Here is a 20,956-nt window from a genome sequence, read left to right on the forward strand (position 1 = left end):
TCATATGATGGCATTGGCTCAATCTTCACACTGCGGCGTGTTTGGATTGCCCTTTCTGCCAGGCGATTGGATAACTGAATTAACGTATCTTTTCTTCTGGAACGATAACCTTCTGCATCAACAATAACGGTATAATATTTATCAGCAAATTGATGGATTGCCAATTGCGCTAAATATTGAATGGCATTAAGAGTCTGACCTCTTTTTCCAATGATAACGGCAATTTTTTCACCACTTAATTCACACGTTATTTGATTGTTATGAACAGTTGTCTCTACAATTAGGCCTTCATCAAATTCCTGAACGATTTTACGAATATATTCATCCAGCTTTTCGACTGGTTTTTCATTTTCTGTAACTTTTACAATTGCTTTTTTTGAACCAAATAAACCTAAAATCCCTTTTTTACCTTCATCAATGATTTCAATTTTTGCTTGGTCCTCTGTGATGTTTAACTGCTCTAGGGCGGATTGGACCGCTGCATCAACTGTTTGTCCAGTAGCAGTTACTTGTCTCACTTCTTCGATCCTCCTGTAGCATCTTTCTCATTATCCATTTTCTTCATCATCGGATTTTTCACTAATAATGTTTGGAAAATCATGAAAATGTTACCCACTGCCCAATATAATGCTAATGCGGCAGGGAAGAATATAGCAAATACCCCAATCATTATCGGCATAATATATAACATTAACGTCATCTGTGGCATCATGCTATTTTGCTGCATGTTCGTTCCAGACATCATTAATTTTTGCTGCAGGAATGTAAATGCAGCTGTTAATACCGGCAAAATATAATATGGATCTGGCTGGTCTAGATAGAACCATAAGAAGTAGTGTCCATCTAACTCACCTGTTCGCATAATGGCATGATAGAAAGCTAACAGGATTGGCATCTGCACAATAATCGGCAAACATCCGGCTAACGGGTTCGCACCGCTTTTCTGGAATAATTCCATTGTCTCCTGCTGTAATTTCATTTGTGTCTGCTGATCTTTTGAACTGTATTTTTCTCTTAATTTCTGTAATTCTGGCTGAATCTCTTGCATCGCTTTTGAGCTTTTTAATTGTTTAATGTTTAATGGCAATAAGATTAAACGAATTAAAAGCGTAACAATAACAATCGATAAACCGTATCCATAATCAGCATTAAAAAATTCCGCCACTTTCACAAGCAGCCATGATAATGGATAAACAAAATAACTGTTCCAAATTCCTGTGCTTTCTGATGTAATATCCTGTTCTATCTCATTACAACCTGAAAGCAATACTATAATTGCTACTAAGCCTGTTAACAACAGGAGCTTCTTACGCATCTTTATCCTCCTTAACCCAACACATTCTTTTTCAATCATTTTTTCATTATAACAAATATATATTCTAGCAAATATATGTACCTAAATAAAAATTTACTTTTTTAACAATCCGGTTTTGAATAATAAATGCTGAACACTTTTTTTCACTTGATGAAAATCGCAATCCCTTACCGGTTGCCTGGCAATGATAATTATATCATACCTCGCTTTAATTTCCTCGCTTAATTCAATAAAAGCTTGTCTCAAATATCGTTTCATTTGATTACGGACAACTGCATTGCCGATTTTCTTGCTTACTGACAAACCAACACGATAATGATCCTGATCTTTTTTCTCTAAATAATAAATGACTAATTGACGATTTGCAAAGGAAGCGCCATTTTTGAAAACTTGTTGAAACTCTCTATTCTTCTTTATTCGAAATGCTTTCTTCATTACTACCAGCGCCTCCATTATTTATGCAAAACTTCTTCATCCATTATTGTGCCTATTTCCCGCTCTATTATAGCATTAGAAAAAATCTCATTTGCTGGATCTTTAGCAAATGTACTAGTTTTTCTTATACTTAGCACTTTAAAATTTTCCCTGCGTCAAGTTACTTCTTTGATAAAAATTTCATACTTTCCTAACGTAGAAAAAGACCACTGACAATATCAGTGGTCTATGCAGATAATACTTTTCTACCCTTCTTACGACGGCGAGCAAGTACTTTACGTCCATTTTTTGTGCTCATACGCGCACGGAATCCATGAACTTTTTTACGTTTACGATTATTTGGTTGAAATGTACGTTTCATTATATATGCACCTCCCTGAGGAATTTTAAAATCATAATCGATTAGACAGTCTTACTCATTATACTTTCTATTAGTTGTGTAGTCAATGCCCAGTTATATTTTTTTTGTTACTTTTAAACAGCCTGATATACAACAGTTTTCCTTCTCGGTTGTTATATAACAGATAGTCTGTGGATATTTTTCAACAAAAACTTTTCTTATTCCCATTTTTATCGACAAATTGTGCACATCTTTTACGGTTATGGATAAGATCGCCCCACAGTTTCGTTAACTTGTGGATAAGTGAATATAAAACATTGCATTGAGTGGCCTTTTTTGATAATATATATATGTTTTATATTGTTAATAACAAATTAACCATGTCCTATTATCCACAGAGTGTGGATAAAGTGTGGACAACAATTCACACTCTGTTTAATTATTTATTCACAAACATGTGGAAAACTGATTTCTTTAGTTTTCCTCTTTTTTGTCGGTGGAAAATAATCCACAGCTTATTATTTTCCTATTTAGTAAAGCAGGTTCATGAGAGGAGGGTTTTTAAAGTTGGAAAACATCGAGGATCTTTGGCAAAAAACATTAGAAAATATAAAAGATAAAGTGAGCAAACCTAGTTATGATACGTGGTTAAAGAACACGTTAATAGAACAAATTCAGGGGGATTCTGTTATCATTTCTGCACCAAATGAGTTTACTAGGGATTGGCTGGAGTCCAAATATACCAATATCATTTCAGAAGCATTATATGAAATTACTGGTGCAAAATTAGCTGTTAAATTTATTATTCCAGAATCTTCAGCTGGCCTGGAAACAGAACAAATGCAAACACAAAAGAAGGCAGTTGTGCCGAATCAAATGAATTATGCGTCACCGAAATCGATGTTAAATGATAAATATACTTTTGAAACATTTGTAATTGGTTCTGGAAACAGGTTTGCTCATGCTGCATCACTTGCTGTGGCAGAAGCACCTGCAAAAGCCTATAACCCGCTGTTTATTTACGGGGGTGTTGGATTAGGAAAAACACACTTAATGCATGCTATTGGCCATTATGTGCTTGACCATAATCCTTCTGCAAAAGTTGTCTATCTATCTTCAGAAAAATTTACGAATGAATTTATTAATTCGATTCGAGACAATAAAGCTGTTAATTTCCGCAATAAATACCGAAATGTTGATGTCTTATTAATAGATGATATTCAGTTCCTTGCAGGAAAAGAACAAACACAAGAGGAATTTTTCCATACTTTTAATACATTACATGAAGAGAATAAACAGATTATTATCTCAAGTGACAGGCCGCCAAAGGAAATTCCAACATTAGAGGACAGATTAAGATCACGTTTTGAATGGGGTCTTATTACAGATATTACTCCGCCAGACTTGGAAACAAGGATCGCCATTTTGCGGAAAAAAGCAAAAGCAGAAGGTTTAGATATACCAAATGAAGTGATGCTTTATATTGCTAACCAGATTGATACGAATATCAGGGAACTAGAAGGTGCACTTATTCGCGTAGTGGCATTCTCTTCTTTAACTAATCAGGACATTGATGCATCTCTTGCTGCAGAAGCTCTCAAAGATATCATTCCATCATCCAGACCTAAAATCATTACTATTCATCATATACAAGAAGCTGTTGGAAAGAGATATAATGTAAAACTTGAAGAGTTTACAGCGAAGAAAAGAACGAAATCTATTGCTTTTCCAAGGCAGATTGCTATGTATCTCTCCCGTGAATTAACTGATTTCTCCTTACCTAAAATCGGGGAGGAATTCGGCGGCAGGGATCATACGACAGTGATTCATGCACATGAGAAGATTTCAAAGTTACTGGGAACGGATCAATTATTAGGAAAAGAAATAGAGGAAATCAAGGAGCAATTAAAATCTTTATAAGAAAATATGCTGTGAGATTTGTGGATAAGTAGGTTTTAAACACTAACAGCTTATCCACATCTGGATAACTCGTCTGAAAAAGAGAATAATAAGTTATCCACATAATCACAGCCCCTATTACTATTACTACGATTTTTATTATTAATAATTAATATATAATATGACTTCCTCAAGGAGGATTAAGATGAAAGTAACAATCAATCGCGATAAATTAATGGAGAGTATTCAACATGTAACAAAAGCTATTTCTTCCAAAACAGCTATTCCTATTTTGTCTGGTTTAAAAATTCAAGTGAAAGATAATGGAATAAAGTTAACCGGCAGTAATTCTGATATCACAATCGAATCGTTTATTCCAGTTGAAGAGGAAGGTATTCAATTTATTGATGAAATAGAAGCAGGAGAAATCATTGTTCATGCGAAATATTTTCCTGAAATCATTCGTAAAGCACCACAGGAAACGGTAATGATTGATTCAGACGAACAATTACAAGTAACCATTAAATCTGGACATGCAGAATTTCACTTAAATGGACAGGATCCGGAAGAATACCCGCAAATAGCACAGATTCAATCAGATACAAGTTTTGAACTACCAATCAATTTATTGAAAAATATGATCAAACAAACAGTATTTGCTGTTTCGACATCTGAAACAAGACCCATTCTGACTGGTGTGAATTTAAAAGTGGAAGAAGGTCAATTAAAATTTGTAGCAACAGATTCACATAGACTTGCGGCAAGCAACATTCCATTAGACACGTCATTAGATAGCTTTCCTGATAGTCAGGTTGTTATCCCTGGTAAAAGTCTGAATGAATTAAGCAAAATTTTAGATGATACGGAAGAAAAGCTTTATATTAGTGTGACAGATAACCAAATTGCCTTCCAAACTAATCATCTTTATTTCCTATCAAGATTACTTGATGGAAAATATCCAGAAACGGCAAGACTAATTCCGGAAGAAAGCAAAACAACATTGCATGCAAACACAAAACAATTGCTTCAAGCGGTAGATCGTGCATCATTATTAGCGAAAGAAAATCATAATAATGTAATAAGACTTCAAACAAAAGGATCACATATGATTGAAATATCAAGTAATTCACCTGAGATTGGGAAGGTTGAGGAAGAATTAACCGTAGAAAATATTGAAGGAGAAGAGCTGAAAATTTCATTCAGTTCGAAATATATGATTGATGCACTTAAAATAATGGAAACAGACCAAGTAAAGATTGAATTTACTGGTGCGATGCGGCCATTTATTATAAAACCTATTGATCATGATCAAATATTGCAGTTAATCTTACCAGTTCGAACATTTTAAGAACGAAGCCTGGGAAAACTAAAAGGCTTCATCTATAATACGGACGATACTATATTCTACAAAAATGAACGCACATACTAAGCGAAATATTTTGGCGAAGTGCAATAGGAAGCAGCTTTTTTTATGAACAAAACCCGAACATATTAGTAAATGTTCGGGTTTTGATACGTATAATATAGTTTTGACTTAGCCTCTTTACCTTTTATTGCAAAAAAACTCATTTGCCATGGCAGGATTTATCCGTTTTTTCATATTTGCTCTTTTGTGTTTGCTTTTCTTCCTGTGGAATGTTTAGTAATATAGATAGAAGGGCTATAATAATTAATAGTAGCCAGGGACCGGATTCACTTTGATTATTAATATAAGAGATGGTGATATAAAAAATGGAAGAAAGAATAGAGATCAATACAGAGTATATTCAATTAGGGCAATTTCTGAAATTAGCAAACATTCTCGAATCAGGCGGCATGGTAAAAGTTTTCCTGCAGGAGAATGGTGTCTTTGTTAATGGAGAATTGGAAAACCGCAGAGGAAGAAAGCTGTATCCAGGTGATAAAGTAGTTGTAGAGGAAGCAGGTACTTTTATTGTTGAAGCAAGTCAATGATAATCAAGTTTTTCTAAATAGAGAGGGAAACTATGAATGTATATAAGAACACTGAAATTAGCAAATTATCGAAACTATGAAGAATTGTCCACAACATTCGATGATAAGGTAAATGTTTTTATAGGGGAAAATGCGCAAGGAAAGACTAACCTGATGGAAGCAATCTATGTATTAGGATTTTCTAAGTCGCATCGTACAACAAAAGATAAAGAATTAATCCAATGGAACAAAAGTTATGCTAAAATAGAAGGTAGTGTGTATAAACGTAAACAGGAATTCCCGTTAGAGATTTCAATCTCCAATAAAGGGAAAAAGGCAAAATTAAATCATCTCGAACAAAGACGTCTCAGTGATTATATTGGTGCATTAAATATTGTTATGTTCGCACCAGAAGACTTAAACTTGGTTAAGGGAAGTCCTCAAATACGGAGACGTTTTATTGATATGGAAATTGGCCAGATTCAACCAATGTATCTTTACCACTTAGGTCAGTTTGTAAAAATTTTAAAACAAAGAAACCATCTATTAAAGCAACTCCAGAAAAAGCAGCAAAAAGACCGGACAATGTTACATGTACTGACAGAGCAAATGATCGAACATGCAACCATTATTGTGGAAAAACGATTTATCTTCTTAAGAAAACTAAAGAAATGGGCTGCCGACATACATAAAGGGATCAGCCGGGGTTTAGAAGAATTAGTGATTGAATATGATACCACCATACCAATTTCGGAAGATGATCCTAAAGAAATGATCAAACAGATTTATACAGACAGCTTTGAGAAAGCAGAAGAGAAAGAAGTAGAGAGAGGAACAACTTTAGTTGGGCCTCATCGAGATGATTTACTATTTATTGTAAACGGGAAGAACGTTCAAACATATGGTTCACAAGGCCAACAAAGAACAACAGCCTTATCTTTAAAACTTGCAGAAATAGAATTAATTTATCAGGAAATTGGTGATTATCCAATTTTGCTGCTTGATGATGTCTTAAGTGAACTGGATGACTTTAGACAGTCTCATCTATTGGACACAATTGAAGGAAAAGTACAAACTTTCGTTTCCACCACAAGTGTTGACGGGATAAATCATGAGACATTACAAAAGGCAGAAATATTTCAAGTGCAAAGTGGAAAAATAACAAGATAAAAGTAGGGATAAGATGTTTATTCATATTGGAGATGACCATGTTATTCAATCAGAGAATGTCGTAGCAATAATTGACTACAGTTTAGTTAATTCTTCGACAATAAATGATGAAATGCTGCAAGAATTAAACAATAAAAATATGGTTGTTACGGCAGATGATTCTGTTACGAAATCTATTGTTGTAACACCAGATAAAGTTTACTATAGTCCATTATCTGTTCTGACACTTAAAAAGAGAGCAAGTATGATATCTACTATAAGTAAACTGGAAGATTACTCTGATAATAGTGAAGAAGAGATGGATTAATGTTATAATCTTGCTTTTTTCCATTATTAAATTATGAGAATGTGGGTGAAATGAAATGGCACTGGAAGAAGAAAAGATCGGAGAAACAGCATATGATGCTGATCAGATACAAGTATTAGAAGGTCTTGAAGCTGTTAGAAAGAGACCAGGTATGTATATTGGATCAACCAATGAAAAAGGGTTGCATCACTTAGTTTGGGAAATTGTGGATAACAGTATTGATGAGGCATTAGCTGGCTATTGTGATCATATCGAAGTCTTTATCGAAGAAGATAACAGCATTACCGTTGTCGACAATGGACGTGGTATCCCTGTAAGTATGCATGAAAAAACAGGAAGACCTGCAGTAGAAACGATTATGACAGTATTACACGCCGGAGGGAAGTTCGGCGGCGGCGGTTATAAAGTTTCCGGCGGTTTGCACGGTGTAGGGGCATCTGTTGTTAATGCTCTTTCAAGTGAATTAGAAGTATATGTTCACAGAGATGGCAAGCTGCATTATATCAGTTTTTCACGCGGGAAACTGACCAATGAGCTGCAAGTTATTGGGGAGACAGATATAACGGGAACGCGAACAAGGTTTAAACCGGATGAAGAAATTTTTACGGAGACTACTTTATATAATTATGAAACGTTAGCAACAAGATTACGTGAGCTAGCTTTTTTAAATAAAGGATTAAGTATTTCGATTCAAGATAAAAGAGAACCTGAAAAAGAACCAGAGACGTTCTATTATGAGGGTGGTATTAAGTCCTATGTAGAGCATTTGAATCGCACGAAAGAAGTGCTTCATGAACCTTTCTATGCGGAAAAAGAGGAATCTAATATTCAGGTAGAGGTTTCTTTACAATACAATGATGGCTATGTAAGCAATATTTATTCCTTTGCCAATAATATTCACACATATGAAGGCGGGACACATGAATCTGGATTTAAGACAGGTTTAACTCGTGTTATTAATGACTATGCAAGAAAGAATAATTTGTTTAAAGAAAATGACCCTAATTTATCAGGTGAAGATGTTAGAGAAGGCCTGACAGCGATTATCTCTGTAAAACACCCTGATCCGCAGTTTGAGGGACAAACAAAGACAAAACTGGGAAATAGTGAAGCAAGAACCATTACTGATTCAGCATTCAGTGAATTATTTTCTAAATTCCTGTTTGAAAATCCAAATACAGCAAGAATTATTGTTGATAAAGGTTTGATGGCTTCAAGAGCAAGACTTGCGGCTAAAAAGGCAAGAGAGCTGACAAGGCGTAAAGGGGCTTTGGAAGTTTCCAGCTTACCTGGGAAATTAGCTGATTGTTCTTCAAGAGATGCCTCTATCAGTGAATTGTACATTGTAGAGGGGGACTCAGCCGGGGGTTCTGCGAAACAAGGAAGGGACAGACACTTCCAGGCAATTCTGCCACTTCGAGGGAAAGTTCTAAATGTGGAGAAGGCAAGACTTGATAAAATTCTTTCAAACAATGAAATCCGTACAATTATCACAGCTCTAGGTACAGGTATTGGCGAAGAATTTGATATAACGAAAGCACGTTACCATAAGATCGTGATTATGACAGATGCGGACGTTGATGGTGCCCATATCCGGACATTGTTATTAACATTTCTGTTCAGGTTTATGAAACCACTGATCGAGCATGGCTATGTTTATATTGCCCAGCCGCCTCTTTACCAAGTAAAACAAGGAAAAGCTGTGTACTACACGTATAGCGACAAAGAGCTTGACAAATTATTAGGGGAACTGCCAAATCAGCCAAAACCAGGCTTGCAGCGTTATAAAGGTCTTGGTGAGATGAATGCCGAGCAGCTTTGGGATACAACAATGGATCCAGATACGCGAACATTGCTGCAAGTTCAACTGGAAGATGCAATGGAAGCTGACCAGATATTTGATATGCTAATGGGTGACAAGGTAGAGCCAAGACGTAATTTTATTCAAGATAATGCAATATATGTTAAGAACTTAGATATATAAGCAATCTGTCATGAGGAAGCATCATTGCAGAATGTCTGCAATGAATAGGAGGTAATGTTGTATGGTGGATAATAATCGTCCACAAATTCAGGAGATTAATATCGGGCAAGAAATGCGAACATCGTTTTTAGATTATGCGATGAGTGTTATTGTCTCTCGTGCACTTCCAGATGTAAGGGATGGAATGAAGCCGGTACACAGGAGAATATTATATGCATTAAATGACCAGGGAATGCATGCAGACAAACCATATAAAAAATCTGCACGTATTGTTGGGGATGTTATCGGTAAATATCACCCGCACGGTGACTCTGCGGTATATGAAGCAATGGTTAGAATGGCACAAGATTTCAGTTATCGCTATATGCTTGTAGATGGCCATGGGAACTTTGGTTCAGTAGATGGAGACCCGCCTGCAGCGATGCGTTATACAGAAGCAAGAATGTCAAAAATATCGATGGAAATGCTCCGGGATATTAATAAAAATACGATTGACTATACGGATAACTATGATGGTTCTGAGCGGGAACCAAAAGTTCTCCCTGCAAAATTCCCTAACCTTTTAGTAAATGGTGCTTCAGGTATTGCTGTAGGTATGGCGACAAATATACCGCCACATCAGTTAGGTGAAACCATTGATGCTATCCTTGCAATCAGCAAGAATCCAGAAATAACGATTTCTGAATTGATGGAAGAATATATTCATGGACCAGATTTTCCAACGGCTGGTCAGATTCTGGGACGAAGCGGGATAAGAAGGGCATATGAGACAGGTAAAGGCGGAATTACAGTTCGTGCTAAGACCGAGATTGAAGAACAAGCAAACGGAAAAGCACGGATTATCGTAACAGAACTACCTTATCAAGTGAATAAAGCGAAACTAGTTGAGAAAATAGCAGAACTGGCAAGAGAGAAAAGAATTGAAGGTATTACTGATTTAAGAGATGAATCGGACCGTAATGGAATGCGTGTTGTGATTGAATTAAGGCGAGATGCCAATCCAAATGTTGTGCTAAACAACTTATATAAACAAACATCTCTTCAAACCTCTTTTGGAATTAATATGCTGGCACTTGTTGACGGGCAGCCAAAAGTGCTGAACTTAAAACAATGTCTGGAGTATTATTTAGAACACCAAAAAGAAATCATTACAAGAAGAACACAATATGATTTAAATAAAGCAGAAGCAAGAGCACATATCTTAGAAGGATTAAGAATTGCTCTTGATCATATTGATGCGATTATTACCTTAATTCGCCAATCGCAAACAACCGAAATTGCCCGTGAGGGATTAATGAATGAATTCAGCTTATCTGAAAAACAGGCACAGGCAATTTTAGATATGCGTCTGCAGCGTTTAACAGGTTTGGAACGCGAAAAGATCGAAGAAGAATACAAGCAGATCCAGGCACTGATTGAAGAATTAAAGGCAATCTTAGCAGATGAGGAGAAAATTCTCGAAATTATTCGTGAGGAATTATTAGAAATTAAAGAACGCTTCAATGATGAACGCCGTACTGAGATTGTCAGTGGCGGGTTAGAAATGATTGAAGATGAAGATCTAATACCTGAGGAAAATATTGTTATTTCTCTGACTCATCGCGGCTATATTAAAAGATTGCCAGCATCTACTTATCGTGCGCAGCGAAGAGGTGGACGAGGCATTCAGGGAATGGGGACAAATGAGGATGACTTTGTTGAACATCTAGTATCCTGTTCCACACATGATACCGTGCTTTTCTTTTCTAATAAAGGAAAAGTATATCGTTCAAAAGGTTATGAGATTCCGGAATTCAACCGTACAGCAAAAGGGATACCAATTATTAACCTATTGGAAGTAGAACAAGGTGAATGGATCAATGCTGTTATTACCGTAAGTGAGTTTAATGAAGACTGGCACTTGTTCTTTACAACAAAATTCGGAGTATCGAAACGAACATCTTTATCGCAATTTGCCAATATTCGAAAAGGCGGTTTAATTGCATTAAATTTAAGAGATGATGATGAATTGATTTCTGTTCGTTTAACAGATGGGAAAAAGGATATTTTAATTGGTACGAAAAACGGCTATGTCATTCGATTTGAAGAAGAACAAATTCGAACAATGGGAAGAACGGCAGCCGGGGTCAAAGGAATCTCATTGCGGGACGATGATGAAGTTGTTTCCATGGAGATTCTTAACGAAGGAGAATATGTGCTGAACGTAACGGAAAATGGTTTTGGAAAGCGAACACCTGAAGAAGAATACCGTAAGACAAATCGTGGCGGAAAAGGTATCTTTACATGCAATATAACCGATAAAACCGGCCGTGTCATTGCAGTGAAGACTGTAACAGGTGAAGAAGATATAATGATCATGACGATTTCCGGTGTACTTATCCGAATGCAGGTTGACGGAATTTCCACAACAGGCAGAAATACACAAGGGGTAAGGCTAATACGTCTGCAGGATGAAGAAAAAGTTGCAACTGTTGCAAAAATCGATCCGGAAGTAGAAGAGGAATTGGAAGCAGAAGATACTGAGGCAGAAGAAACAGACCAAAATATAGAGTAAGGGTGTGATCCGATTTGCAAGTACATCCAAATCAGTTAGTCCCGGGATGTATATTACTGAAGGAAGTGGAAGGAAAAGCAAAGCATCCTATTATCCTGAACCATACTGTTATTGAGGAAAAGCATATTGAAGTATTACAGCATTTTGGTGTAAAAGTAATAGAAGTATCGGAAAAACTGACTTCAGGCTTAACATTCCAGCCAAAGAATATAAAGCAGGAAAGCATGGAAGAAACCAGTCCAATTGAACAGGATTTTATCACACTCTATAATGATGCCGTGCAACGCTATAAATCAATGTTCCGGCAGTGGCAATCCGGTGCACCAATAAATATCAATCAGCTCAGGAAGCTGATGATTCCATTATTTAATTGTTTGGAAGGAATGCAGCTGGATCTCTATTTGTTAGACAAATATTCTACGAAAGAAGATTATTTCTATCACCATGGTATATCTGTTGCCTTAATCTCTGCTCATTTAGCTAAAAAGATAGGCTATCAAAAAGAATGGATTCAAGTTGGACTTGCTGGTATACTTGCAGACTGTGGTATGGCAAGGTTGGATAACTCTATTCTGCGTAAAGAAGGAAATTTGACCTTAGCAGAGTATGATGAGGTTAAAAAACATGCGACAGTTTCTTACCGTCTGGTAGAGAATATTGCAGCATTATCAAAAGAAGTGAAATTAAGTATCCTGCAGCATCATGAGCGTTTAGATGGCAGCGGATATCCTTTAGGTGTAAAGGAAGATAAAATCCATCCATTTGCTAAAATTATTGCGATTAGTGATACGTATCATGCGATGACTTGCGAGCGTTGCTACCGCAAGAAACAGTCGCCATTTAAAGTGATGGAGGAAATGCTTATTTCCGCCTATACCAAGTTTGATTATGTACTTCTGCAGACATTTGCTCAAACATTATTAAACTATTCTATTGGTACACGTGTTTTATTATCCAATGGTAAAGAAGCTGTCATTGTTTTTGCGAAACCTGAAACACCAATCAGACCAATTATCCGCCTGGTTGATAACGATGAAGTTATCTCTCTTAAAGAAAAACCGGCACTTTTTATCGAAAAAATCATTTCAAAATAATAGACAAAGAGGAGAAGCAGTCAGATGATCGCTCCTCCTCTTTTTTGTGAAAAAATATAATCAACATGATTTTCTTAAAAATGAACTAATATGAATAAATTAAAGAAACACAAACTATATCCTGTAATAGCTGCATTAGATTAAAAGCAGTTTTTGTTCGAGTAACAGAGACTCCAGAAAGCGAAGTTAATTTACGGAACGGTGTTATTGAACCTGTTAAAATAGTCAGTTTCTCTTGCATTTATTTACAGTACGAATAGAAACCAAAAGAGATCGAAAACATAGAAATAAAATTTGTTTCCAGCCATGTAAACTCTTACATCGTTGATTTCATTATAACCATTGATTTTGTCTATTTTTTTTATTGAAAAAAAGGTTGAAAATCCTATGAACATGTCGTATTGTAATTAACAATAGTTAGCAAGAAAAAGCCTCAATGATGCATAATGTCTGACATAAATTTGGAACAAAAAAGACGCAGCATCCCTCAATATAAAAGTAAGTTTTCCACTATCATATTATTTAATTTATATAAGGAGGACTATCCGTGAGAGAAGACAAATTTGCTAAAGAAGGTTTAACGTTTGATGATGTACTATTGGTTCCAGCTGAATCCAATGTATTGCCGCGCGATGTATCCGTAAAAACAAAACTATCAGACAAGATCACATTAAACATTCCATTCCTTAGTGCTGGTATGGATACTGTAACAGAAGCGAAAATGGCTATTTCTATTGCAAGGCAAGGTGGAATCGGGATTATCCATAAGAACATGTCGATTGAAGCACAAGCGGAAAATGTTGATCGTGTGAAACGTTCAGAGAGTGGAGTAATTACTAATCCATTTTTCTTACTTCCCGATCATCAGGTATATGATGCAGAACACTTAATGGGGAAATTCCGTATATCAGGTGTGCCAATTGTCAATAATGAGGAAGAGCAAGTGCTTGTTGGTATCTTAACAAACCGCGATTTGCGTTTTATTGAAGATTACTCGATTAAAATTGCCGATGTTATGACAAGTGAGAATCTAGTGACAGCACCTGTTGGCACAACTTTAGAAGAAGCTAGCAAAATATTGCAGAAACATAAAATTGAAAAGCTGCCATTAGTCGATAAAAACAATGTACTAAAAGGGCTAATTACAATAAAAGATATCGAAAAAGTAATTGAATTTCCGCATTCTGCTAAAGATCAGCAAGGACGCCTGTTAGCAGGAGCAGCCGTTGGGGTGACAGGTGATTCAATGGTGCGGATTGAAAAGCTTGTAGAAGCAGGTGTTGATGTTATTGTTATTGATACCGCTCATGGTCATTCACAAGGGGTTATTGAACAAGTAAAAAAAGTCCGCGCGGCTTACCCTGAGCTTGATATTATCGCAGGAAATGTAGCAACAGCAGAAGCAACAAGAGCACTGATTGAAGCAGGAGCGAATATTATTAAAGTTGGTATCGGGCCTGGTTCTATTTGTACAACTCGAGTAGTTGCGGGTGTCGGTGTACCACAAATTACAGCGGTAAATGATTGTGCAACAGAAGCTGCTAAGTATAATATTCCGGTAATTGCCGATGGCGGAATCAAATACTCTGGTGATATTGCAAAGGCAATTGCAGCAGGAGCACATGCCGTTATGCTCGGAAGTCTATTTGCAGGTGTAACCGAAAGTCCTGGCGAAACAGAAATCTTCCAAGGCCGCCGCTATAAAGTATACCGCGGAATGGGAAGTATTACTTCAATGAAATCAGGATCAAAGGATCGATATTTCCAAGAATCTGATGAAGTGAAGAAACTGGTACCTGAAGGCATTGAAGGCCGCGTTGCTTACAAAGGACCACTTTCCGATACTGTTCATCAGCTCTTAGGTGGATTACGTTCTGGTATGGGCTATTGCGGTACGAAGAATATTGATGCATTGCGAAATGATGCCAGATTTATCCGCATGACAGGTGCGGGTTTACGCGAGAGCCATCCACATGATGTTCAAATTACAAAAGAGTCACCAAACTATTCTATCTCTTAATTAACTGAATGAGAAAGTAGGAAAGCCTGTTTCACTTAGTTGGGAGCAGGCTTTTCCTGTATGCTTTTTGCAAGAATGGTTACATAGTGTCATTTTCTATTTCGATTAGTTGTGGTAAAATATTTTCGTGCAAAAAGAATTGTTGGAGGTAAATAGTGTGAGAAATTTGTCTAAGAGAATTAGTATACTTTTTATTATTGCAATTGTTTTCATTGCTGCATTTGCAATAAAGCCATTTGAAATACAAGCAGCAACATCTTTAGAGGTAAGTGCAGAATCTGCTATCTTAGTAGATGCTGATACTGGTAAAATATTGTATGAGAAAAATGCAGACCAATTATTACCTCCTGCAAGTATGACAAAAATGATGACAGAATATTTAGTATTAGAAGCAATTAATAATGGTGAGATCAGCTGGGAAACTACCACACAAATTAGTGATTATCCTTATAGTATTTCGGCAGATCCCACTTTTTCAGGAATTGGCTTGATACAGGATCAGAATTATACGGTTCGTCAACTGTATGAAGGAATGTCGATTATATCAGATAATGCTACAACAATCGCACTGGCAGAACTTGTTGCAGGTTCGGAAGCGGAATTTGTTAAAATGATGAATCAAAAGGCAGAGGAAATGGGACTCCCTGAATATAAATTTGTTAACACAACAGGATTATCAAATGCAGATTTAGGAGAAAACTATCCTGAAGGGACAGAACCAGATGCAGATAATCTATTATCGGCACGTTCTGCTGCATTACTTGCTTATCATTTAATTAATGACTACCCAGAAGTGCTGGAATTCTCAAGTAAAATGAGATCAGAATTAGATGGCCGGCCACTTGAAAACTTAAATTGGATGCTGCCATGGGAAGATAATAATTTCACCCAATACGGGTATGAAGGTGTTGACGGTTTAAAAACAGGTTATACTGATGAAGCAGGTTATTGTTTTACAGGGACAGCTATGCAAGGAGACCGCAGAGTTATTACAGTTGTAATGAAGACAAGCAGTAAGGGCGAACGCTTTCTTGAAACAAAAAAATTAATGGAATTCGGTTTTTCACAATTTAGCCAGGCAGAGTTATTTCCTGCAGGATATCAACTGGAAGGACAGTCAACTATCCCTGTTACAAAAGGGAAAGAAGAGGAAGTTGATGTAGAGATAGCTGAAGCGATAACATCAATGATTCAAAACGTCGAAGAAGAAATGTACAATGTTGAATATGAAATTGATGAGAGCTTGTTAAATGAAAACGGAGAGTTGACTGCACCGATTGAGAAAGGTGATAAAATTGGGGAAGCCGTATTATCATATAGTGGTGAAGAAGAGATAGCATACCTAAGTGGTATTGGCTCAAAACAAAAGGTTGACCTTGTGGCTTCCACAACTGTAGAAAAATCGAACTGGTTTATGTTAATGATGGGGGCAATTGGAGACTTTTTCGGAAATGTATTTGGTTCCATTGCAAGTTTTGTTACAGGTTTCTTTAACTAACCAGAGCTTTCGTTAATTCCAATATCAGCACTTGGCATTTGTGTTTTTGTTGGTATATAATAGTAGTAGCAATAATGATGATGCGAATTTCATACAATCAGTGATTATACATTTAGGAGGAACTAGAGAATGTCTAAAGTAGGTACAGATAGAGTAAAAAGAGGTATGGCGGAAATGCAAAAAGGCGGCGTTATTATGGACGTTGTTAATGCAGAACAAGCCAAAATTGCAGAAGAAGCCGGTGCAGTCGCAGTTATGGCATTAGAACGTGTGCCGTCTGATATTCGTGCAGCAGGTGGTGTGGCACGTATGGCAGACCCGACAATTGTCGAAGAAGTGATGAATGCTGTGTCTATTCCAGTAATGGCAAAAGCACGTATTGGTCATATTGTGGAAGCACGAGTACTCGAGGCAATGGGCGTTGATTATATTGATGAGAGTGAAGTATTAACACCAGCAGATGAAGTATTTCACTTAAATAAAAGAGATTATACTGTGCCATTTGTATGTGGCTGCCGTAATTTAGGGGAAGCAGCACGTCGTATTGGTGAAGGTACAGCAATGCTTCGTACAAAAGGTGAACCAGGAACAGGAAATATCGTGGAAGCTGTTCGCCATATGCGAGAAGTAAATGCACAAGTACGCAAATTAGTGAACATGTCTGTTGATGAAGTAATGACATATGCAAAAGACTTAGGAGCACCATATGAAGTGCTATTAGATATTAAAGAAAATGGCCGCCTTCCTGTAGTGAACTTTGCTGCCGGCGGTATTGCAACACCAGCAGATGCAGCATTAATGATGCAATTAGGTGCTGACGGTGTATTTGTTGGTTCTGGTATTTTCAAATCTGACAACCCTGCGAACTTCGCAAGAGCAATTGTAGAAGCTACAACACACTATGAAGATTATGAGTTAATTGCTAAAGTATCAAAAGGAATTGGTACAGCAATGAAAGGATTGGAAATCAGTACAATTGCTCCTGAACAACGTATGCAAGATCGCGGCTGGTAAAATAGTGAGGAGTAAATAGAATGGTGAGAATAGGCGTATTAGGCCTGCAAGGGGCTATTCGTGAACATATTCGTTCTGTTGAAGCAGTTGGAGCAGAAGGAATTGTGATTAAACATAAAGAACAATTAGATGAGATTGATGGACTGATCCTTCCAGGCGGGGAAAGTACCACAATGAGAAGGTTAATTGATAAATATGAGTTTCTGGAACCATTAGTGAATTTCGGCAATCAGGGGAAACCTATCTTTGGTACATGTGCTGGATTAATTCTTCTGGCAAATGAAATTGTTGGTCAGGAGAATGCTCATCTTAAGTTGATGGATATGAAAGTGGAACGAAATGCATTCGGGCGTCAACGTGAATCCTTTGAAGCAGAATTAGTAGTCAAAGGGGTAGCGGATGACTTTGAAGCAGTTTTTATCCGTGCACCATATATAGTAGGAGTAGGACCTGAAGTAGAAGTAATTGCAACATATAAGGGTAATATTGTTGCAGCTAAACAAGGGCATTATCTATGCAGTGCTTTTCATCCGGAATTAACCGATGATCATCGGTTAACCGGACACTTTATTGAAATGGTAGAAGAATCACAGCGACCTGCAGCAACAGTTTAATAATCAGGAAAATGTGGAAAGGAAATAGTATCTCTATTATGCTTTTCAGAGAGTCAGTGGCTGGTGTGAACTGACAAGTGTAGAGAGAGAATCCATCCTTGAGTGATAAGCTGAACCACAGTAAGCTTATCCGGTGGCAAGCCGTTATTTGTAATCAAGCTGGGAGATAATAAATATCTCCAATCAGGGTGGTATCGCGGGTAAACTCTCGTCCCTATCGTTTATTAGGGATGGGAGTTTTTTATATTTGAAACAATCTAATGATAAATATTAAGGAGGTTTTTCATATGTTAGATATGAAAATGCTACGTAATAACTTTGCTGAAGTTAAACAAAAGCTGAAACACAGAGGAGAAGATTTAGCCGATTTAGATAAGTTCGGTGACTTAGATGAAAAAAGAAGACAATTAATTACAGAAACAGAGCAGTTAAAAGCGAAACGAAATGATGTATCCAAGCAAATTTCTGAACTGAAAAAGGAAAAGAAAAATGCGGATGATATGATCGCAGAAATGAAAACAGTTGGTGAGCGAATTAAGACAATTGACCAGGAATTAAAACAAGTAGAAGAAGAGTTGGAAGTTCTTATGCTTTCTATTCCTAATATTCCTCATGAATCCACTCCCATCGGTGAAACAGAAGACGACAATGTAGAAGCACGCAAATGGGGAGAAGTACCTGAGTTTGCTTTCGAGTCTCAGGCACATTGGGATATTGCGACAGAATTAGGTATTTTGGATTTTGAAAAAGCTGCAAAAGTAACAGGAAGCCGCTTTGTGTTTTACAAAGGATTAGGCGCAAGACTGGAACGTGCATTAATGAACTTTATGATGGATTTACATGCAGATGAACATGGTTATGAGGAAATGCTGCCACCGTACATGGTTAACCGTACAAGCATGACAGGAACAGGTCAACTGCCTAAGTTTGAAGAGGATGCATTTAAATTAGATGGATGGGATTATTTCCTTGTACCAACAGCAGAGGTACCGGTAACAAACTATTATCGTGAGGATATTCTGAAGGCAGAAGACTTGCCACAGAAATTTACAGCTTTTAGCGCAAGCTTCCGCTCTGAAGCAGGCTCTGCCGGACGTGATACAAGAGGATTGATCAGACAGCATCAATTTAACAAAGTAGAGCTTGTTCAGTTCGTTAAACCGGAAAATTCTTATCAAGTGTTAGAAGAGCTGACAGGGCATGCAGAAAAGGTATTACAATTATTAAAACTGCCTTACAGAGTTATGAGCATGTGTACAGGTGACTTAGGTTTTACAGCAGCGAAAAAATACGATATTGAAGTTTGGATGCCAAGCTATGATACGTACCGTGAAATTTCTTCTTGTTCTAATTTTGAAGACTTCCAGGCACGCCGAGCTGGGATCAGATTCCGCCGTGAAGAAAAAGGGAAGACAGAGTTTGTTCATACATTAAACGGATCTGGTTTAGCAATCGGACGTACAGTTGCTGCGATTTTAGAAAATTATCAGCAAGAAGATGGTTCAGTAAAAGTACCAGAAGTATTGGTTCCATATATGGGTGGAAAAACGGTAATATCTTAATTCAACAATAATTCATAAAAAAAATCATAAAAAATGTTGACGGCAAGTTTTATATGTGATATATTATTACTTGTCGTCAGGTACGGAGGAATACCCAAGTCTGGCTGAAGGGATCGGTCTTGAAAACCGACAGGGGTGTCAAAGCCCGCGGGGGTTCGAATCCCTCTTCCTCCTCCATTTATTTATAAACAATATTAAAGATTACATAGAACAAAATCGTTATCATTGCATAACGATTTTTTTATTTTATAATAGAAGATAGTACATAAAACTAAAAGGATGAATGGAGAATGAATCAAACAATTGCCTTTCTCGGAGCAGGATCAATGGCCGAAGCAATCATTGCCGGCATGACGGCCAACAGTGTTATCCCGGCACAGCAGATTATTGCAACAAACAACTCAAACAAAGAAAGATTAGCAGAGCTTTCATCCAAATACCACATTCAGACAAACCAAAACAAACAGGAAGCAATCACAGACAGCAATGTCATTATTTTGGCAATGAAGCCGAAAGATATTAAAAAGGCCACAGACGAAATAAAGGGATGGATAAGAGAAGATCAGATCATTGTTTCTTTATTAGCAGGAATATCAACAAATTTTATTGAAAGTCAATTAGATACAAATACTCCTGTTATTCGTGTCATGCCTAATACTTCTGCTGCGATTGGTTTATCAGCCACAACGGTCACTGGCGGGAAATTCACGACAGCAGATCATTTGGCATTAGTCGAAACGATTATGCAATCGATTGGGACAACTACCTTAATAGAAGAAGAGGATATGGATGCATTTACTGCATTGGCCGGAAGCAGTCCTGCTTTCTATTATTATATGATAGAAGCAATGGAACGGTTTGTTGCAGATAAGGGATTGGATATCGATATTGCAAAACCGCTGATGATCCAGACATTAAAAGGAGTTGCGGGAATGCTGGAGACCAGTCCCGACTCACCAGGAGTATTGCGGCAGAAAATTACGAGCCCTGGCGGGACAACAGAAGCTGGACTTAAGACACTTGCCTCACATAATTTTCAACATGCTGTTGTAGACTGCTTAAATCAGACAACAGACAAGTCAGCAGAATTAAGGAAAAATTTCGAGAAGTAAAAGAAGGGGGAAGAACAAGTGTATCTTTCCCCGCATATATAATCAAATTATGGCCCTATAGCTCAGGGGATAGAGCGTTTGTTTCCTAAACAATGCGTCGCAGGTT

18 protein-coding genes, 1 tRNA gene and 1 other annotated feature are annotated in these 20,956 nt (G+C 37.1%); of the genes, 15 read left to right on the plus strand and 4 right to left on the minus strand.

Translation table 11 applies throughout. From position 1 onward, the window contains the following. The 4 genes from jag to rpmH form a co-directional block, all read right to left on the minus strand. On the minus strand, nucleotides 1-518 hold a 518-nt coding region (jag, locus tag F9U64_RS10110), incomplete at its 3' end, for an RNA-binding cell elongation regulator Jag/EloR (RefSeq protein WP_323125836.1). Beyond that, the gene (spoIIIJ, locus tag F9U64_RS10115) at nucleotides 515-1,315 is read right to left on the minus strand and encodes a YidC family membrane integrase SpoIIIJ (RefSeq protein WP_153403012.1); all 801 of its coding nucleotides are present in this window, start codon (nucleotides 1,313-1,315) and stop codon (nucleotides 515-517) included. The genes jag and spoIIIJ, both read right to left, overlap by 4 nt. Before the next feature lie 93 nt (nucleotides 1,316-1,408). Further along, on the minus strand, nucleotides 1,409-1,750 hold the full coding sequence (rnpA, locus tag F9U64_RS10120; RefSeq protein WP_153403014.1) for a ribonuclease P protein component: 342 nt from the start codon (nucleotides 1,748-1,750) through the stop codon (nucleotides 1,409-1,411). Between the two features lie 226 nt (nucleotides 1,751-1,976). Continuing rightward, the gene (gene rpmH, locus F9U64_RS10125; RefSeq protein ID WP_018933824.1) at nucleotides 1,977-2,111 is read right to left on the minus strand and encodes a 50S ribosomal protein L34; all 135 of its coding nucleotides are present in this window, start codon (nucleotides 2,109-2,111) and stop codon (nucleotides 1,977-1,979) included. A 546-nt stretch (nucleotides 2,112-2,657) separates the two neighbouring features. Between rpmH and dnaA the strand changes: the two genes are divergently transcribed. The 15 genes from dnaA to proC all read left to right on the plus strand — a co-directional run bounded on the left by dnaA (nucleotide 2,658) and on the right by proC (nucleotide 20,850). Then, on the plus strand, nucleotides 2,658-4,010 hold the full coding sequence (gene dnaA, locus F9U64_RS10130; RefSeq protein ID WP_153403016.1) for a chromosomal replication initiator protein DnaA: 1,353 nt from the start codon (nucleotides 2,658-2,660) through the stop codon (nucleotides 4,008-4,010). A gap of 184 nt (nucleotides 4,011-4,194) precedes the next feature. Then, nucleotides 4,195-5,337, plus strand: a complete 1,143-nt coding sequence (dnaN, locus tag F9U64_RS10135; RefSeq protein ID WP_153403018.1) for a DNA polymerase III subunit beta — start codon at nucleotides 4,195-4,197, stop codon at nucleotides 5,335-5,337. 383 nt (nucleotides 5,338-5,720) lie between these two features. Next, complete coding sequence (gene yaaA / locus F9U64_RS10140; protein ID WP_153403020.1) at nucleotides 5,721-5,942, plus strand: S4 domain-containing protein YaaA; 222 nt, start codon at nucleotides 5,721-5,723, stop codon at nucleotides 5,940-5,942. Nucleotides 5,943-5,978: 36 nt separating this feature from the next. Next, nucleotides 5,979-7,091: a DNA replication/repair protein RecF gene (recF, locus tag F9U64_RS10145; protein WP_153403022.1), complete on the plus strand. Its 1,113-nt coding sequence runs from the start codon at nucleotides 5,979-5,981 to the stop codon at nucleotides 7,089-7,091. Nucleotides 7,092-7,104: 13 nt separating this feature from the next. After that, nucleotides 7,105-7,398: an extracellular matrix regulator RemB gene (remB, locus tag F9U64_RS10150; RefSeq protein WP_153403024.1), complete on the plus strand. Its 294-nt coding sequence runs from the start codon at nucleotides 7,105-7,107 to the stop codon at nucleotides 7,396-7,398. Nucleotides 7,399-7,453: 55 nt separating this feature from the next. Continuing rightward, nucleotides 7,454-9,382, plus strand: a complete 1,929-nt coding sequence (gyrB, locus tag F9U64_RS10155; RefSeq protein WP_153403026.1) for a DNA topoisomerase (ATP-hydrolyzing) subunit B — start codon at nucleotides 7,454-7,456, stop codon at nucleotides 9,380-9,382. A 61-nt stretch (nucleotides 9,383-9,443) separates the two neighbouring features. Then, entirely contained in the window at nucleotides 9,444-11,936 is a 2,493-nt protein-coding gene (gyrA, locus tag F9U64_RS10160; RefSeq protein ID WP_153403028.1) for a DNA gyrase subunit A, read from the plus strand. A 14-nt stretch (nucleotides 11,937-11,950) separates the two neighbouring features. Then, nucleotides 11,951-13,030, plus strand: coding sequence for an HD-GYP domain-containing protein (locus F9U64_RS10165; RefSeq protein WP_153403030.1), 1,080 nt, complete (start codon nucleotides 11,951-11,953; stop codon nucleotides 13,028-13,030). 547 nt (nucleotides 13,031-13,577) lie between these two features. Next, complete coding sequence (gene guaB, locus F9U64_RS10170; protein WP_153403032.1) at nucleotides 13,578-15,050, plus strand: IMP dehydrogenase; 1,473 nt, start codon at nucleotides 13,578-13,580, stop codon at nucleotides 15,048-15,050. Between the two features lie 157 nt (nucleotides 15,051-15,207). Continuing rightward, nucleotides 15,208-16,548 (plus strand): serine hydrolase, encoded by a 1,341-nt coding sequence (locus F9U64_RS10175; protein ID WP_153403034.1) that lies wholly within the window; start codon nucleotides 15,208-15,210, stop codon nucleotides 16,546-16,548. Nucleotides 16,549-16,677: 129 nt separating this feature from the next. Next, nucleotides 16,678-17,562 carry a pyridoxal 5'-phosphate synthase lyase subunit PdxS gene (gene pdxS / locus F9U64_RS10180; RefSeq protein ID WP_153403036.1) on the plus strand — a complete coding sequence of 295 codons (885 nt, stop codon included), beginning with the start codon at nucleotides 16,678-16,680 and terminating at the stop codon, nucleotides 17,560-17,562. Between the two features lie 20 nt (nucleotides 17,563-17,582). Then, the gene (gene pdxT, locus F9U64_RS10185; RefSeq protein WP_153403038.1) at nucleotides 17,583-18,176 is read left to right on the plus strand and encodes a pyridoxal 5'-phosphate synthase glutaminase subunit PdxT; all 594 of its coding nucleotides are present in this window, start codon (nucleotides 17,583-17,585) and stop codon (nucleotides 18,174-18,176) included. A 5-nt stretch (nucleotides 18,177-18,181) separates the two neighbouring features. Further along, nucleotides 18,182-18,395 (plus strand) — a binding site (T-box leader). 68 nt (nucleotides 18,396-18,463) lie between these two features. Beyond that, nucleotides 18,464-19,738, plus strand: a complete 1,275-nt coding sequence (gene serS, locus F9U64_RS10190; protein WP_153403040.1) for a serine--tRNA ligase — start codon at nucleotides 18,464-18,466, stop codon at nucleotides 19,736-19,738. An 84-nt stretch (nucleotides 19,739-19,822) separates the two neighbouring features. Continuing rightward, nucleotides 19,823-19,915 (plus strand) — tRNA-Ser (locus F9U64_RS10195). A gap of 113 nt (nucleotides 19,916-20,028) precedes the next feature. Continuing rightward, entirely contained in the window at nucleotides 20,029-20,850 is an 822-nt protein-coding gene (gene proC / locus F9U64_RS10200; protein WP_153403042.1) for a pyrroline-5-carboxylate reductase, read from the plus strand. Nucleotides 20,851-20,956 lie beyond the last annotated feature (106 nt).

The organism is Gracilibacillus oryzae, assembly GCF_009498735.1.
GTDB classification, from domain to species: domain Bacteria; phylum Bacillota; class Bacilli; order Bacillales; family Amphibacillaceae; genus Gracilibacillus; species Gracilibacillus oryzae.

What these genes read in the sequence shown, in the direction of transcription:
- spoIIIJ (WP_153403012.1), bottom strand. Translation starts at nt 1,315, where the DNA reads ATGCGTAAGAAGCTCCTGTTGTTAACAGGCTTAGTAGCAATTATAGTA.
- rnpA (WP_153403014.1), bottom strand. Translation starts at nt 1,750, where the DNA reads ATGAAGAAAGCATTTCGAATAAAGAAGAATAGAGAGTTTCAACAAGTT.
- rpmH (WP_018933824.1), bottom strand. Translation starts at nt 2,111, where the DNA reads ATGAAACGTACATTTCAACCAAATAATCGTAAACGTAAAAAAGTTCAT.
- dnaN (WP_153403018.1), top strand. Translation starts at nt 4,195, where the DNA reads ATGAAAGTAACAATCAATCGCGATAAATTAATGGAGAGTATTCAACAT.
- yaaA (WP_153403020.1), top strand. Translation starts at nt 5,721, where the DNA reads ATGGAAGAAAGAATAGAGATCAATACAGAGTATATTCAATTAGGGCAA.
- recF (WP_153403022.1), top strand. Translation starts at nt 5,979, where the DNA reads ATGTATATAAGAACACTGAAATTAGCAAATTATCGAAACTATGAAGAA.
- remB (WP_153403024.1), top strand. Translation starts at nt 7,105, where the DNA reads ATGTTTATTCATATTGGAGATGACCATGTTATTCAATCAGAGAATGTC.
- gyrB (WP_153403026.1), top strand. Translation starts at nt 7,454, where the DNA reads ATGGCACTGGAAGAAGAAAAGATCGGAGAAACAGCATATGATGCTGAT.
- gyrA (WP_153403028.1), top strand. Translation starts at nt 9,444, where the DNA reads ATGGTGGATAATAATCGTCCACAAATTCAGGAGATTAATATCGGGCAA.
- pdxS (WP_153403036.1), top strand. Translation starts at nt 16,678, where the DNA reads ATGTCTAAAGTAGGTACAGATAGAGTAAAAAGAGGTATGGCGGAAATG.
- pdxT (WP_153403038.1), top strand. Translation starts at nt 17,583, where the DNA reads ATGGTGAGAATAGGCGTATTAGGCCTGCAAGGGGCTATTCGTGAACAT.
- serS (WP_153403040.1), top strand. Translation starts at nt 18,464, where the DNA reads ATGTTAGATATGAAAATGCTACGTAATAACTTTGCTGAAGTTAAACAA.
- proC (WP_153403042.1), top strand. Translation starts at nt 20,029, where the DNA reads ATGAATCAAACAATTGCCTTTCTCGGAGCAGGATCAATGGCCGAAGCA.